Origin of the sequence: Dyadobacter linearis, from assembly GCF_907165045.1 — a bacterium.
GTDB lineage: Bacteria > Bacteroidota > Bacteroidia > Cytophagales > Spirosomataceae > Dyadobacter > Dyadobacter linearis.
Window position 1 is genome coordinate 1,013,305 of sequence record NZ_CAJRAU010000002.1, and the last position, 16,974, is coordinate 1,030,278.

The following is a 16,974-nucleotide window of genomic DNA, read 5'->3' on the forward strand; positions in this document are numbered from 1 at the left end:
CATTCACTTGGAAACCAAGAAGATACTATTGATCGAAGACAACCCCGAAATGCGGGAGAATACGGCTGAAATTCTGGAACTGGCCAATTACGAGGTAGTTACCGCGCAAAACGGAAAAGAAGGTGTACAGCTGGCGACCAGCTACGAGCCCGACCTTATCATTTGCGATATCATGATGCCCGAGCTCGACGGTTACGGAGTATTGCACATGCTCGGAAAAGACGAGCGTACCGCCCACGTTCCGTTCGTGTTTTTGACTGCCAAAGCTGAAAAAGACGATTACCGGAAAGGTATGACGATGGGCGCCGACGACTACCTGACCAAGCCTTACGATGACGTGGAACTGTTGAATGCGGTTGAGATGCGGCTAAAAAAAAGCGATCGCCTCAAAAAACAATTCGACCGCTCGGCCGACGGACTGGACAGATTCATTGAAGAGGCAAAATCCTTCGACTTGTTCGCGAAACTCGCTGAGGACAAGAAGGTTAAGCATTTAAAAAAGAAAGAAACGGTATATACCGAAGGCAGCTACCCCTCCCACGTTTATTTCCTTCAAACGGGAAAGGTAAAGGCTTATAAATCCAACGATCACGGAAAAGAATACATTACTGACCTTTATAAGGAGGGCGATTTTTTCGGGTACCTCGATCTTTTACAGGGCGAGCCTTATCAGGAATCGACGATCGCGCTGGAAAAAGCGGAAGTGGCGATGATTCCCAAAGACGATTTTTTTCAGCTATTGCAGGGGAACCGTGAAGTGGCTTCGAAGTTTATCAAAATGCTTTCGAACGAAATCAAGGAACGGGAGGAGCGTTTGCTGCAACTCGCTTACAATTCTGTACGAAAAAGGGTGGCACAGGCGCTGGTGATGCTGGTCCAACGTTACCAGGAGGATCGTACCAAGCCGTTTTCGATGTCGATTACGCGTGAGGATATTGCTTCCATTGTGGGTACGGCCACTGAAACTGTGATCCGTACCCTCTCTGATTTCAAGGATGAAAAGCTGGTCGATATGAAAGGCAGCCTGATCACCGTTTTGGAATATGACAAGCTGCTTCGGATGCGGAACTAACCGGTACTAACTCATTTTCAATGCTGGCCAATTGTGTCAGCATTTCTTTTTGAATAGCCTCAGGTTCGTTTAATAGCGGGATCAGCTCTCGGTAATAAGCAATTCCGTTGAGGAGCTGATCTTTGAATTTTGCAAAATATTTTTCCTTCTTAACATCTGCGGAACCTGCAAATCGCTGCATATCTTTTTTCAGATAATCGACGTAAAGCCGCAGTTCGTTGATGAACATGTGCGGCCGCGGCTTTCTTGAAAGCAGATCGATTTTTCCATAAATGTGGCCTACCAATTCGTCGAGTGTCAGTATGCCCGAAAACCAGGCAAGATTTGGCCCGGGACAAATTGCTACCGCTTTGTTTTCGCGTGGATTGAGCAGGTTATTTTTTAGTAATGCGGCCGTAGTTAGCCCATCACAAAGGCACAGTTTTTCGGTTACTTTGTCAATTTGCTCTTCCAGATTGACTGGGTTTAAAGCACGTAATTCCCTGATCTTTAAATTCTGAAACTGCCGCGACGCAGTGCAAATAGGCTCTTTTGTGAATGTTGTATCCGAAACGAGGTAACGTTTGTGGCATGGACTTCCCGGCCGGCCTTTTGCAATGCGGTCAAGCCGCTGGCGCTCGGCGCTGCTTTTCCTGAAGTTGTTGAATAGTACTCCGAGGGGTGACGAATCGCTGACATAATAGTCCTCACTTTCCGAAGTCGCCAGCGCATCCAGCGTTTCCTGATCCACGTTTGTAACCTCCGGCACGAGCAGAAAGGGACTCCCCCAGCCCGTAGCGTCGAGTTGATAATGTTGTATTAAAAAATCATTTTCGGCGGCTGTACCGATGCCTCCCTGCACGGTCACTTTTACCTTGGGAGCCTGCGAAATCTCGCATCCTTTGCTAGCAATGGAGTCACGGTAAAGTTCAAAAAGCTCGGAACGCATTTCTTCTCGTTTCACTTTGAATTCTTCCAGCACAGGTCCCAGCAAGTAACCTTCCGTGGCAAATGCATGCCCGCCGCAATTCAGCCCGGATTCAACCCTGAATTCAGAAACCCAGATTCCCTTTTTTGCCAAAAACTTCGCTTGAATAAGTGCAGATCTGAATTCACTCACTTTGAGGATCAGCTTTTTCTTAAACCCGCCTTTCGAATCCGGGAAAAAGTCGGGGAAATTTTCGAGATAACTATATAGCCTGGGATTCATTCCGGCTGACAAAACGAGCGAAGATCGCAGGTTACTTTCCGCAAAACCACGCATAGCAGCCAGCGCGTCGGTATACATATCTCCCAGACTTTCGCCTTCCCCATCCCTATTCACCTTATCGACCTTCGACATGATATTCACATCAATTTCCCCCTGCGTGAGCTGCGCCCGCAACCTTGCCTCGGCAGCAGTCCGCGAAGTGCCAGGCAGGCGGCGAAGCTTTTCATATTCAGCTTTCAGAGACGACGACGCCGGAAGCAGCTGAAAGTAACGGTCGATCTCAGAATTATTTTGGAATGGTGACTGGATCAAGCTTTTAAAACGCTGGTCGGCAATGCGCCTGATCAGGTTAAGGTAATCTGTGATCCGCCGGGCGCGGTAATCTTCTGTTGATTTTGAAATTGGCTCGAAATCCTCGTCCAGCTGTTTATAATAGTATCTGCGCATTCGTTCGATCAGCTCATCATCGACAATCGAGATAACGGAAGAAATACCGAAGTGAGCAACTTTTACGGGCGTATCAATGGAATATCCCAGCCCGAGAACCGGAATATGGAAGGTATGCGACATATTTTATTGGATTAGATTTAACAATCTGCATCCAAAAGTATCGCTGCCCGAATTCAAAAAAACTGACAGAATCTGCTGTGACAACTGAGAAATGTCATCATTTATCCAAAAACTCCGCGATCGCCGCCGCTGTGAATTCCGGCATTTTACTACCCGGCCGGGCTGCGCATATTTCCCCGATACAAGCACCGTGAATACCCGGCAGTATGAGCAGCTCCGCACGGGGAATAAGCTTCGCCGTTTCCACCGCGTGATCGATCGTGATCACATCCTGATTACCCGAAATAATGAGAGCAGGCACGTCGAGATTAGTGAGAATTTCCTCCGGCCAGTCTTGAAATGCGCGCATTCTGTCGCGGTCTTTGTCGTGCATCACTTGCAGGCCTTCCTTATTCTCAGCCACTTCGAGGTAGGCACTTTGTAGCGGCAGAGGCATATTGTCCAGCGTAGCAGTTTCCATAAATTCGAAAAATCCGGAGATCAGGCCTGCCCTTTTCCAGGTCGCTGCAACGGTTACCAATTTCCTGACCAAATGCGGGTGGCGACTCGCAATTTGCAATACCGTACTGCCACCGTTGCTAAATCCCAGAAAATCAGCTTTTTCGAAATTCAGGTTTTTGAGAAGACCTGCTACATCGTCTGCATCCTGCTCGAAACTAACGCCTGCTTCCCGATCACCGGTGCGGCCGTGCGCTTGCAGGTCAACAGCGATCACTTTTCTGGTTTTTGTGAAAAAAGGTATAATGTTACCAAATGTCGTTTCGATCGTAGAGCCGCCTCCGTGCACGAGAACGAGCGGAACGTCGCCGGCACCGTGGATCTGGTAGTACATTTTAATGCCGTTAACCTGCTCGTAACCAGATTGAAATCCAAATTCGTTTTGCATAATCATTCCTATTTTAATACACCCCAGCAAAATAATCCTTATATTTTCACAGGATAATTGAATCGCTTCAATACCATGTTTACAATCATCAGAACCTTTCACGGCTGATTTTGTACCGTTGGATAAGTCGAATTGCACCGGTCTGCGGACGGTCTCAATTTTGCGAATCTGATAAACATGTTAAAAGCCTTCAAAATGTTAAAACTATCCTTCTTCATTATCTGTTTCTCTGTTATGATCACACAGGCAAGTCCGGTTCTTTCTCCACCACAAAACGAGAAAATATTTATTTCAGAAACGGTTGATTGCGGCTCAGTCGCTGAAATCGACCTTTTTCGCCGCGCAAGACTTTGGGTAGCACAGGCTCATCCTGATGGAAAAGTCCTCGTTTCTGACAAAGAAACCGGCGATCTTGTCGTGCAGGCTATGACCAGCATTAATATCCCCCGCTCCGAATTGACTTCGGGTGGGTTGTACCAGTTCAGATATGCGCTTGTAATAGAATGTGTTAACCGCAAATATCGGGCGACTATTTACAATGTGGAACTGCTGGATGTCGGAAACGGCAAATTCAATGCGATCCGCACCATTTTAAAATCAGAAAAAGAGTTACTGGCATTTAATACGCATCTCAGTGTCAAGTTCAATAGTATACTTCATGAGCTGCGAGGGCATGTAAAAGATTACGAAGCGTTTTAAAGAAAATGGCCGGATCCAATGCGAATCCGGCCATTTTTTTGTTCTGAAGTGAAATTTATGCCAGGATCGGCTTAACTACTTTTCCATGCACGTCCGTCAGGCGGTACCTGCGGCCCTGGTGCTTGAAGATCAGCTGCTCGTGATCGACACCCATTAAATGCATGACAGTCGCCTGAAAATCATGCACATGAACAGGATCTTTGATCACATTATATCCAAAATCATCGGTCTGCCCGTACACAAAACCCTTTTTTACCCCGGCACCCGCCATCCAGATTGTAAAGCTGCGCGGGTGGTGATCGCGACCGTAATTATCGCGTGTAAGTTTTCCTTGCGAATAAGCGCCGCGCCCGAATTCTCCTCCCCACACTACCAGCGTTTCATCCAGTAACCCGCGCTGTTTCAGATCGGTGATCAATGCGGCAGAAGCCTGGTCGACGCTTTTCGCCATTGTTTTGATATCGTTCGGCAAATTTCCGTGCTGGTCCCAGCCCTGGTGATAGAGCTGCACAAACTTCACATCCTTTTCGATCAGCTTGCGCGCGAGCAGACAGTTGGCCGCGAATGTGCCCGGCTTGCGCGATTCTTCTCCGTATAAATTAAAAATATAGTCTGGTTCTTTGGAGATATCCATCGTTTCCGGCACGGCCGTCTGCATCCGGTAAGCCATTTCATATTGCGCCATGCGGTAATTGATCTCCGGATCAAGGATTTTTTCAAACTGTCCCTGCTGCAATTTGGCAAGTGAATTCAGCATGCGCCGACGGCTAGTACGGTCGATACCTTCGGGATTATTGAGGTAAAAAACAGGATCAGGTCCCGAGCGAAAAACCACGCCCTGGTGCACAGAAGGCAGAAATCCGTTACTCCACAACTTGGCGTAAAGCGGCTGGTCACCCGGCCGGCCTTTGGACAACAATACCACAAACGACGGCATATTCTGGTTGTCCGAGCCAAGCCCGTAACTGATCCACGAACCCCACGAAGGCCGCCCGCCCTGCTGACTGCCCGTCTGGAAAAACGTCACCGCGGGATCGTGGTTGATGGCCTCGGTAAACATCGAGCGGATGAAAGTCACATCATTGACAATGCTCGAAGTATAAGGCATTAACTCGCTGATCATCATATCATGATCACCGTGCTGCGCAAACTTATACTTGGACGCCGCAAGCGGAAAGCTGCTCTGCCCGGCTGTCATTCCAGTGAGCCGCTGCCCTTTCCTGACGGATTCGGGAAGGTCCTTGCCCCACATTTCTTCCAGTTTCGGCTTATAATCGAAGAGTTCCAGCTGCGAGGGAGCTCCGCTTTGAAACAGATAAATGACCCGCTTGGCTTTCGGGGCGAAGTGCGGGTGGCCGAGCGGCAAACCTGCGGCTTCTCCTGCTGCCTGCACCGGCTTTTTCGCCATACTATTATCGGCGTTCAACAGGGAAGCCATCGCCGCTGCGCCTAGTCCAAGGCTCGTTTTTGAGAGGAAATTTCTCCTGCTCAGTTGCTCGTGGACATGGTTTTCAAGTTCGTTGTAAAAGCTCATGCTGCTGATTTTTATCTCTTTATCAAAAATTCGTCAAAGTTCATAACCGTGCTCGCCACGATGGTACTTGCGGCAACCTGAGCCGGGTTCAGCGATTTGTCAACCGGATATTCCCCTGCCGCCAATATCGATTTCACCTTGGCCGGATGCTTGCTGAAATCGCTGTATTCTTCTTCGTACAATTCTTTCAAAACCTGCCTTTCCTTTGCATCCGGGGCGCGGCCGGTCAATGCAGTAAATGCGTAGGTAATCTGCTCGTCGAGCGTTTTCCCCTTTTTTAGCATTTGCTGCGCTAATACGCGGGAAGCTTCCACAAACTGCGGGTCATTCATGACGACCAATGCCTGCAAAGGCGTACTCGTTTTTTGTCTTTTTGTGACACAGAAATGCCTTTCAGCTGCATCGAAATTCAGCATCATAGGAGGCGGCGAGCTTCTTTTCCAGATCGTGTACAAGCTTCTCCGGTACAAACTATCGCCGTGCTGCTGCTTGTAAGTAACCTCGTTCCGGGTAGCGAGCGCCTCCCAAAGTCCGGCCGGCTGGTACGGATAGGCGCTCCTGCCCCCTACTTCACGCGTAAGTAACCCACTCGATGCCAACGCATTATCCCGAATCTGCTCGGCGCTCATCCGGTAGCTTGGCCCGTGGGTATACAACCGGTTTTCAGGATCAGCTTCGGTCGACTTCGCATTCGTTTTGGAAGACTGGCGGTAAGTCGCAGATGTTACGATCAGTTTTTGCATTGCCTTCACATCCCAGCCCGATTCGCGGAACGTAGCAGCCAGGTAGTCAAGCAATTCCGGGTGTGTAGGCAGCTCGCCCTGGTTGCCAAAATCGTCACTTGAAACCACTAATCCCTTCCCGAAATACATCATCCAGAACCGGTTTACAGAAACTCTTGTAAATAGCGGATGATCCTCATGAAGCAGCCATTTGGCCAAACCCAGCCTGTTTTTTGGGAATTCTTTGGGTATTTTGAAGAAGCTGTCCGGCGTGTCGGTCGTCACTGGTTTTCCCGGCGCATCGTAGGCTCCACGGTTAAGGATGAAAGTTTTACGCGGATATTTTCTTTCCCGCATTACCATTACGTCAATTTCCTTATCCAGAATTTCGGTTTCGTTCGCTATTAGCTCTTGGCTTTTAGCTCTTAGCTTTTTGTATTCTTCGTCGATGTTAACAAGATAATATTCTTTTAATGCATTGAGCTGCTCCGGTTTGAGCTGAGCGGCCGGTGTTTTCAATGCATTTACCACCTCGTTTTTGAAACTATACATGCCCAGCATTTCCAGCGGCGTCAATGCTTTAGTATAGATCTTAAATTCATCCACTTCAAAATTCTTCGTCCGCTGGTCTGAAAGGCGGCCGATATTCAGCCTGTCGACGTACCAGTTTGTTTTGTTTTTTCCGTAAAGAATACTTTCAGTGAGCTGGTCATTGTGCACAGTGATTTTCGCCGGGCGGCCATTTACGTACAGTTTCAGTCCGGCAGCTTTACTCAGACCGTCATAAGAAAAACCGATCTGCGTCCATTTATTGAGTGGAAATTTATCAACCGTCTGAATCTCGATCGCATTTTCCGGCCACACGTGGCTCATTATCAGCTTAATGCGGCCGTCTGCTTCGCGAAACACATTCCAGCCGCGGTAACCGTTCATTACGCCATTCGATTTATGGAACAAAGAACCAGTTACGCCAGGATCGTGCAGATTAAGCCAGATACTGACGCTGAAAGGTTGATTTCTCTCAAAAAAGGCAAACTTATCTCCGAACGAGACTGCATTCTCACCAAAAATATATCTTGCTTTCCCGAGCTTGCCATTTCTGGAAGCCACATTAGACAAACTATCGTCACCTTCCGCTGTCGCCTTGTGCTTCGGATCAGCCAGATTTTGGAACTCCTTACCCTGCGGTTCGTCGAAAGTGAAATGTCCGACCAGGTCTGATTTTTCAGAAACCAAAGCTTTTTCCGGTTCAGCGCGTGCTGTCACGAGCCATTTTTGAAAGTTCTGATCGGCCACTTTTGTATGCGCATTCAATGCGGCTTTCTCTCTGGATAAGTTCTGGTGAATGAACTTCAGTTTTGCATCAGCTTCGGGAGTCGGCAAAGTGATCGTCGGGCTCGCTTCTCCATTGTAAGGGATCTGCCCGTTTTCATTATTATTATTAAAAAACGCATAAAGCGAATAGTAGTCTTTGTGACTGATCGGGTCATATTTATGATCGTGGCAGCGTGCGCATTCAACCGTAATACCCAGGAAAGTTTTGCCAAAAGTATCGGTCCGGTCGGCTACATAGGCTACGCGGTATTCCTCGGGCACAATGCCGCCTTCCTGACTTTGCTGGTGCATTCTGTTAAAACCGGTCGCCACCAGCTGGTCGCGGGTTGGATTCGGGAGCATATCCCCGGCCAGCTGCCAGGTCACAAACTGATCATAAGGCTGGTTCTGATTGTATGATTTGATGACCCAGTCGCGGAAGGGCCAGGCAGTTCGCAAGCCGTCGTCCTGGTAGCCGTGGGTATCTGCGTAGCGTGCCGCATCGAGCCAGGGAACGGCCATGTGCTCGCCATAATGCGGGGATGCCAGCAGTTTGTCAACTACTTTTTCGTATGCATTCGGCGATTTGTCGTTAAGATAAGCTGTCACTTCCTCGGGCGTCGGCGGCAGGCCGGTGAGATCCAGGTACACGCGGCGCAGCAATGTGGTTTTGTCCGCCTCTCGGGCAGGGATCATCCCCTTGTCTTCCAGCTTTTTAAGAATAAAATTATCAATATCGTTCTTTACAAATTTCTTGTTTTTGACCGCAGGTACTTTTGGTTTTTCAACTTTGGTAAATGCCCAGTGCGGCTTGTATTCGGCCCCTTCTTCCACCCACTTAATCAATATCGCCTTCTCCCGCGCTGTCAGCGAAAGATGCGATTCGGGCGTCGGCATGCGGATTTCGGGATCTTTGGAAAGGATCCGCTGCACCAGTTCACTGCTGCCAGGCTTGCCAGGATTAATCGCTTTCAGCCCGCTTTCCGCTTCTTTTTTATAAGCTACCTCCGCCACATCGAGCCGAAGGTCGCCTTTCTGGTGGTTAGCGTCCGGGCCGTGACAGGCAAAACATCTGTCCGACAAAATCGGCTTCACATCATAAGTATAGTCAACAGGCTGCACGAGCAGGGACATTTCCTGCGCTACGTCGTCGGGCAGCTCTACCTTTTTATCACAGGAAGTGAAAACCAACCCCGCAACCGAAAATATCAGACTGTATTTTAAAAAGGACTTAGGCATGAATGGTGAATGTTGTATGGGTATTCTTTCGGGCAATCGTATATGAAATTAACGGATTAATACCAATCCGCAAAGTAAGAACCCGACGGATTGGTATTCAGTTCGCTAGTAACCAGGGTTTTGCACCAAACTGGCCTGTCCGCCTTTTGTACTGTACACAATCGCCTGCTGCGGGATCGGGTAGTATTGATGTTTCTCTTCGAACCGCGCGCCGCTGAGATAGGTACGTTTTGTTTTCTCTTTATCAAGATATGCATTCAGAACGGGCACCGCAATTCCCCATCGAACCAGATCAAAAAAGCGGTGACCTTCCATGGCGAATTCAAGGCGCGTTTCAAATCTGACGGCATCGCGGGCGCTGGTTACATCGGCCCAGGGCGCAGTGTAGAGCCCCACTACATAATTGGCGGCTGGCTTTCCGTCATCGGTCAGCACAAAACCGTCTGGCCGGGCGGCGCGGGCGCGGATCTGGTTCACATATTTCCTTGCTTCTTCCAGGTTACCCAATTCCACTTCGCATTCGGCCAGCCAAAGCAGCACATGGTCGTAGCGCATTAACCGATAATTGTTGGTGGTTTGGCGAGGGTTACCGGTCTTACCAGATTCAGCTTTGCTTACAATTTGTTTCTTGGAAGAATACGGCCCCGCATAAGATTGGTCACGGATCCAGAACCGGCCCGGATGCACGCCCCAGTCAATATAAGGAATGCCCCTGCGGCCCACTGTCCAGTCCACCCGAGAGTCAAGCGGCCCGGTATAAGGTTCGTAAGGCGCGGAAGAAAGCAGCCCTTCGTCGTTTTTCACGTCTGAATCGTTAAAAGTTTTAGTCAGCGGCAAACCTTTCGCGTCAGTCTTGAATGCGTTGACCAGATTTTGCGAACCCTGATAAAATCCGCAGCAGCCGCCGGGACCGTTCGGGTACATATAAGTAAGCTCATCCCCCTGATTTCCACTCGAACCATCGGCCGCAGTCACACTGTATTGTATTTCAAAAACAGACTCCGCATTGTTGCGCGTTTCGGCCGCGAAATTGTCGTGAAAATGCTCCATGAGTTTGTATTTACCACTATTAACCACCTGAATCAAAGCCGCTTTCGCCGCTGCAAGGTGTGTTACATTGGGTACTCCTTTTGGGAATCCCTGGTACATGTGGCACTTGCCCAGATACGCCAGTGCAGCCCATTTGGTGGGGCGGCCCGGCTGTGCCTGGCTTGCAGGAAGATTTTCAGCAGCGAATTGAAAATCAGCCTCAATTTTTGGCCAAGCATCTTCTGTATTCGGTATTTGTACACTTTCCGGATTTTCAGTATCCCAGGTCGCGTCGTCAATGTAAGAGATATTCCCCCACATTTTTTTTGCTTCAAAATGATAATGCGCACGCAGGAACCGCGCTTCCGCCTGAATTTGCAGTTTGCGTGCATCGTCCAGCCCGGTCACTTTCGGGAGCGATTTCAAAACGTCGTTTGCGCGTGCAACACCATCGTAAAGTGTCCGCCATTTCCCGTAAACGTGGGTATTGGTTGACAGCCAGACGTAGCGTTCCAGAAAGGTCTGCTCCGGCTGGTCACCTGCGTCTGAACCTTTATAGGCGTCGTCGGAAACGACGCTGCCGAAAATCCAGTTAGAAACCGCTCCGTGCCAGGCAGTTACGCCGCTGGTACCAATTCCGTCAAGTAATCCGTAAGCACCAACCAATGCGCCTTCGATTCCGGCGGTAGTCAATATAATATCGGGACTGTATTGTCCCTGAGGTCTTTTTTCCAGAAAACTGTCCCCGCAGGAAGAGGCCAGGATAACAATTGCGAGTATGATGATTTTTTTCATAATGGGTCGATTTTAAAAACCTAAACTAAGTCCTACAATGATCGCTTTCGGAGTTGGGTACACCCCTTCATCCACACCGATCTGGCGATCGGAACCGCTGTTGAAATTGCGCAGGTTGATTTCCGGATCGAGGCCGGAATACTTGGTGAATGTGAACAGATTTTGTCCCTGCACATAAAACCGCAGCTGGTCTGCACCGATTTTATTCAATACCGATTTTGGCAATGAATAGCCCAGCTGGATGTTTTTAAAGCGCAGATAAGATCCGTCCTCAACAAAGTAAGTGGAAGGCTCGCCGCTTTGCGCATCGTTTGCATCCAGGATAGGCAGCTTCGCATTCGGATTATCCGGCCGCCACGATTCGTACAACATTCTCGTAGAGCGATTTCCCTGAAATACCTCAAAATCAGTCCAGTACCGCACGTGATTGAAGATATCATTTCCCTGTACACCCTGCGCGAATATGGTCAGGTCAAAGTTTTTGTAGCCTACATTGGCATTGATCCCGTAAGTGAAATCCGGGTGCGGGCTGCCGATATAAGTCTGATCCTGCGCATTGATCACACCGTCAGCATTCACGTCGCGGTATTTGAATTTACCAACACCCTGCGTCCGCACGCCGTTGATATTGATATTGGAATCGTAGTATCCCGGAAACTTCGCATGCGACTGCACTTCCTCTTCATTCTGCATAATCCCATCGATGATGTACCCATAAAATGAAGAGATCGGCCGGCCGGCAATGGAGCGGGTCACCGGCGGTGTCCGCAGTGAAAAGCCCGGCAGAAAGTCGTTTGGATTTTGCGGATCCAATGCGATGATCTTGTTGCGGTAAGTCGAGAAATTAACCCCGAGACTGTAAGTAAGCTCGCCGTTCATGACCGCATCATTGTAATTCAAACCAAGATCAAGCCCCTTGTTTTCGAGAGAAGCGATGTTTTGAGCGGGAATGGCGGCGTCGCCAAGTCGCGGATCGTAGGCTTTTGTGTAAAGGAGATCTTTCGTTTGGCGATCAAAAATATCCAGGCTGAGGTCAAATTTGCCTTTGAACAAATTGGCATCAACACCAAAATTCCAGGTAGTAGTCGTTTCCCATTTTGCTTTCGGGTTACCGAATCTGCCGAGGTCAAAACCCTGCACGTAGCCGATCGGGTTGCCGCCAATGCCGTAGCCGCTGCTCCCCGGATTACTTTGGTAAGTGGAATAGGCATTGAAATCGCCGATCTCCTGGTTTCCGGTTTGTCCCCAGCCTGCACGCAATTTAAGGTCGGTGATAAATTCAGCGCCCGCCATAAAACGCTCTTTCGAAATCCGCCAGCCCACACTCGCCGCAGGGAAAGTTGCGTAGCGCGAAGCCGCCTGAAAGCGGGAAGAAGCGTCGCGGCGGAGGGTTGCTTGCAACAGGTATTTATCCGAAAACGCATAGTCCAACCGACCAAAATAGGAAAACAACGACCACATCGAAGACGCATAGCCGCTATTCGTCGAAGTCGCCGGATTACCTGCATCAATATATCTCAGATCGATATTATCAGCAAAGTAACCCTGCCGGTATGCATTCAAAAAGTTACCGTAAGAATCGATCGATTCAATTCCTGCGAATACATTCAAATGGTGGTTTTCGCCAAAATGCTTGTCATAAGTCAGCGAGTTGGTCCACGTCCAGGAATAGCTGTAACTGCGGTTTTCACTCAAACTATTTACATTGGTACCATGTGCCAGCTCAATCTCGACCGGCGTGTAGTACTTCCCTGCATTAGCCGTCAAATCGACCCCGAAACTGGTTTTAGCGGTAAGGTCTTTCAGTATATCCACTTCGGCGTACGCATTTCCGAACAACCTGAGATCTTGATAACCGTTGTCTTTGTTCCTGACCAGCTGACCGACCGGGTTATTTGCATTACCCAGATTACTTCCCAGCGTACCTGCAAAATTCCCTCCGATATCGTAAACGGGAATGATCGGCTGGGCGCGGTAGGTGTTGGATACCTGGCTGGTTTCGGAATTGTTGCCGTAGTTGCCCTGGCGCTTTCCATAAGCGACCTGCAAATTCTCGCCAATGCGCAGCTTCTTTTTAATAGTGAATTCAGTATTCGCACGGACGGAATAGCGCTTGTATCCATTGTGGATCAGGATACCCGTCTGGTCGAAGTAATTGGCTGAAAAAGAATAGCGGCTCACCTCTGATCCTCCCGAAACGCCCATTTGATAGTTCTGAATAGGCCCGGCATCGAAAACCTCCTCCATCCAGTCTGTACCCTGCTTGTTGGCTTTGGTGATCGAGAATTTGGTTTTGCCAAACTGCGGATCGTTGTACCTGTTGAAACTATAATTGGCGGGATTCACGCGCGGGTCACCTTCGGGCGCGCCGTCGGGGATAATGTAATCGGGAATTACTGGCTCGGCGCCTTTTCCATACTGCGCATGCTCGGGATTTCCGGTGGTCGGATTCACCACACCTGCGTTTTTCTTACTCTGCCACAGGTACTGACCATATTCGGCGGTATTCAGCAGATCCATTTTTTTGCCCAGCTTCTGAACACCATAATAGGCGTCGAAAGTGAACTTTGGTGCGCCGGATTTCCCTCTTTTTGTGGTAATGATAACAACCCCGTTTGCAGCCCGCGAACCGTAAATGGAAGCGGAGGAAGCATCTTTCAGGATTTGAATGGATTCAATATCGTTCTGGTTAATGGTATTGAGATTACCTTTTGTGGGAACGCCGTCGATCACATACAGCGGATCATTGTTACCCAGCGTACCATAACCCCGCACCCGGACAGAAACGCCTCCGCCGGGTGTATTGTCAACACCGACAGTTACTCCCGCCGCGCGGCCCTGCAACTGCTGCGCCAGATTGGTAGCAGGCACTTCCAGCAACTTTTGCGCATCAATTACACTCACGGAACCCGTAATGTCACGCCGCGATTGGGCAGTATAACCCGTTACCACCACCTCACTCAGCGCCTTGATGTCAGAAACCAGCGTTACATTGATCACCGAGCGGTTGGAAACCTGAAATTCCTGCGATATATAACCGACGAAACTGAATACCAAAACGGCTTTTTCGTCTGGCACCACGATGCTGTAACTTCCGTCGCCGCCCGTGATCGCGCCTTGCTGCGACCCTTTTATGACCACGCTCACGCCAGGAAGCGGCTCATTGTTGTCGCCGCCGACTACCTTTCCCTTAACCGTAATATCCACCGGATGCAGATAAGGTAACGGGACCGGATTCAATGCATTGGGCGTAGCAAATGCCTCATCGGGCTTTTTTACCAGAATAATATATTTACCTGAAACAGAATAACTGATTTCCAGCGGGACCAGCAGATCTTTCAATACCCGGCTGAGCTTTTGTTTGGAAGCGTCAACCGAAACCTTCTGGTCCCGGACAAGCGACGGGATATAGGAAAACTTGACTTTCGTGGTTTTTTCAAGCGTGGCCAGGACTTGTATCAAATCCTGCTGCTGCACCTGTAAAGTAACTTCGCGGTTCAATAGCTCCTGCGCCAACCCGTCGTTTGCAATGGCCAGATTTTGAAAAAACAGGGACACAAGAAACGGTATGCACGTAACTTTCATCACAGTTACCAGATATTTAAATGGTACACAATTTTTTTTCATAAGGTATTGATGGATTTAGGTGAAAAGGTGCTGTTTTAATTACATCCCTCACTGGTTACGATCACCTGCCCGTCGCTTACCCGGTAAGCAGCGCCGATTGTTTGGGTGATTACGTCCAGCTTTACAAAAAATGGCTCGTGGCTGAGCTCGACCCGGAGCGAGCAATTTTCCATGACGGAGGCGTCGTAGATGATCGGTATTCCGTAAACTTTTTCAAGTGCTGAGAAGATCTTGCTGACCGGCTGGTTTTCGAACACAAATCCATCTTCCGGGTCAGGTTTGATTAGTTCCAGCGGCATATTGGTGATTGATTTGGAGATCAAATGGTCTTTCACCGAGAATATCGCCTGCTGATTGGGGGTCAGCAAAAGTTCGGCATTATGATCGCCGGGGTGATCTATATCCTTGATAGGCAACACCGAAACCCGCCCGCTGCTGACCAGTACCTCTACGTTTGTGCTGGTCGTTTTTACGCGAAAACTAGTTCCTAAAACCCTGGTAACAAGCCCGTTGGCATATACAAAAAATGGATTCTGCGCATCTTTCACCACATCGAAAAAAGCTTCTCCCGACAGGTACACTTCCCGCTTTTTATCGTGCACAAACTGAGCCGGATAACTAATCCTGCCTTTTGGGTGGAGCTTTACTTTGCTTCCCTCCGGCAGTGTCAGCAGCATTATATTGTTGCTGGTATTGATCATTTCCTTCATGGGAAGGGAAGTTTTGGCAACATAGTCGGAGTAGGCGACGGCGGTGTGCTTCTCGGGGCTCCCGGTCCATGCATACCAGCCTATTCCGAACCCGACAACCGCAACTGCCGCCGCCATTGCAAACCATCGGCTTAGCATTGTAACAGGCTTCTGCTCAGGTTGTTTCGAAGTTGTAGTTTCGAGGATCCGCTGCACCTGCTCTTCCAGCTCTGAGTCACTTACTCCCGCCGAATGCGCTTTCCACGAACGGATCAGATCGCCCGCCTGCTGCATAATGACCTTTTTATCAGGATATTCCCTCGCAATCCGTTCCCACAAATCACTCGTGGATCCATCTTGCCGGGTAATCCAAAGCCGGAAACTGTCGTCGAGCAGAAAGTCTTCCAGATTGTAATCCTTATAATTTTTCATAATAAAACACCAAGCTTCACGATTTACAGGAGGATAATCAGCGAACAGGCGAAACATCATGGAAAAACTGAAAAAATATTTTCCAGTAACACCTGAATGATATATAACTAACTCTAAATCAGAAAGTTAATAGAAAAAATAATGTAGAAATAGTCGCTTGCCATTTGTCGCGGAATAGCCTTAAAGCTTGCGAAAGCAGGTTGGACACGGCGGGACGGGAGATTTCGAGCACGTCGGAGATTTGCTCGTTGGAGAGATTTTCAAAGAATTTTAAATGGATGATCTCGCGCTGACGTGGCGTAAGGGAGCCGAGCACAGAACTGATCCTGCGTTCTCGAAGTGCGGAAGTTTCCGAAGTAATAATCCTTGATTCGGCATTGTCCTCAGGCTCTGTTTGTTCCTGCCAGCTATCGAAGCCGGTCAGGTGGTTGGCGCGTTCCTTTTCTTTAAGCAGCCTGTTCCTCAGACTTTTAAGTAAATAGGGGCGGATCTGGTCGGTGTCTGCCAGAAATTTTTTCCGGTCCCAGAGTGAGGTAAAAAGATCGTAAATACAATCGTTGAGCGTGTCGCGATCGTGTATGAAGCGGGTACCATATTCAAACAAGGCACGGAATTCGTCCCTGATAATCGACTCAAAAGCAGCTACGTCGCCATCCTTAAATCTTTTCCAGCGTATCAAATCCTCTTGCATCGCGTCGGAACCGGGCAAAATGTTTAATAAAGAGTTTAGTATTTCTTTATTAAGTCAAAGATAACCACGAATTACTGCAATGTTTTTGGTCATTGGGGGTCATTGGTGGTCATTGGTGGTCACTGGTGGTCATTTAGTTGTCATTGAATTGTCATTAGTGGTCATTGATTGTTAATAGTTGTCATTGATTGTCATTGAATTGTCATTGAATTGTCATTAGTGGTCATTGATTGTCAATAGTTGTCATTGATTGTCATTGAATTGTCATTAGTGGTCATTGATTGTCAATAGTTGTCATTGGTTGTCATTGTGGTCATTGATTGTTGAATTTTGTTTGAGAGAAAGAATTGTAAGTAATAAGAACGACCACTAGTTACTATTAATGACTACCAGTGACTATAAATGACATCAATGACTACCAATGACAACAAATGACTACCAGTGACTACCAATGACAACAAATGACTACCAATGACAACAAATGAC

10 protein-coding genes are annotated in these 16,974 nt (G+C 48.5%); 2 read left to right on the forward strand and 8 right to left on the reverse strand.

What is annotated here, in order from left to right:
• The first annotated feature begins 7 nt into the window (after positions 1 to 7).
• Positions 8 to 1,072, forward strand: coding sequence for a response regulator (locus tag KOD92_RS10290; protein WP_215233450.1), 1,065 nt, complete (start codon positions 8 to 10; stop codon positions 1,070 to 1,072).
• On the opposite strand, the gene KOD92_RS10295 is transcribed toward KOD92_RS10290, so the two are convergent.
• Together KOD92_RS10295 and KOD92_RS10300 are read right to left on the reverse strand one after the other, a co-directional pair.
• The gene (locus KOD92_RS10295) at positions 1,029 to 2,831 is read right to left on the reverse strand and encodes a hypothetical protein (protein ID WP_215233451.1); all 1,803 of its coding nucleotides are present in this window, start codon (positions 2,829 to 2,831) and stop codon (positions 1,029 to 1,031) included. The genes KOD92_RS10290 and KOD92_RS10295 overlap by 44 nt on opposite strands.
• Before the next feature lie 97 nt (positions 2,832 to 2,928).
• Positions 2,929 to 3,717 (reverse strand): alpha/beta fold hydrolase, encoded by a 789-nt coding sequence (locus tag KOD92_RS10300; RefSeq protein WP_215233452.1) that lies wholly within the window; start codon positions 3,715 to 3,717, stop codon positions 2,929 to 2,931.
• A 195-nt stretch (positions 3,718 to 3,912) separates the two neighbouring features.
• Here KOD92_RS10300 and KOD92_RS10305 point away from each other — a divergent pair, with 195 nt between their 5' ends.
• Positions 3,913 to 4,416 carry a DUF4468 domain-containing protein gene (locus tag KOD92_RS10305; RefSeq protein WP_215233453.1) on the forward strand — a complete coding sequence of 168 codons (504 nt, stop codon included), beginning with the start codon at positions 3,913 to 3,915 and terminating at the stop codon, positions 4,414 to 4,416.
• 55 nt (positions 4,417 to 4,471) lie between these two features.
• Here the strand turns inward: KOD92_RS10305 and KOD92_RS10310 are convergent, their stop codons facing one another.
• The 6 genes from KOD92_RS10310 to KOD92_RS10335 form a co-directional block, all read right to left on the reverse strand.
• Positions 4,472 to 5,950 (reverse strand): DUF1501 domain-containing protein, encoded by a 1,479-nt coding sequence (locus KOD92_RS10310; RefSeq protein ID WP_215233454.1) that lies wholly within the window; start codon positions 5,948 to 5,950, stop codon positions 4,472 to 4,474.
• 11 nt (positions 5,951 to 5,961) lie between these two features.
• Positions 5,962 to 9,225 (reverse strand): DUF1553 domain-containing protein, encoded by a 3,264-nt coding sequence (locus KOD92_RS10315; RefSeq protein WP_215233455.1) that lies wholly within the window; start codon positions 9,223 to 9,225, stop codon positions 5,962 to 5,964.
• A 105-nt stretch (positions 9,226 to 9,330) separates the two neighbouring features.
• Positions 9,331 to 11,049 (reverse strand): RagB/SusD family nutrient uptake outer membrane protein, encoded by a 1,719-nt coding sequence (locus tag KOD92_RS10320; RefSeq protein ID WP_215233456.1) that lies wholly within the window; start codon positions 11,047 to 11,049, stop codon positions 9,331 to 9,333.
• Between the two features lie 12 nt (positions 11,050 to 11,061).
• A complete protein-coding gene (locus KOD92_RS10325) occupies positions 11,062 to 14,676 on the reverse strand; it encodes a SusC/RagA family TonB-linked outer membrane protein (protein ID WP_215233457.1) in 3,615 nt (1,204 codons plus the stop codon).
• A 35-nt stretch (positions 14,677 to 14,711) separates the two neighbouring features.
• Positions 14,712 to 15,797, reverse strand: a complete 1,086-nt coding sequence (locus KOD92_RS10330; protein ID WP_215233458.1) for a FecR family protein — start codon at positions 15,795 to 15,797, stop codon at positions 14,712 to 14,714.
• Between the two features lie 118 nt (positions 15,798 to 15,915).
• Positions 15,916 to 16,506: an RNA polymerase sigma factor gene (locus tag KOD92_RS10335; protein WP_215233459.1), complete on the reverse strand. Its 591-nt coding sequence runs from the start codon at positions 16,504 to 16,506 to the stop codon at positions 15,916 to 15,918.
• Positions 16,507 to 16,974 lie beyond the last annotated feature (468 nt).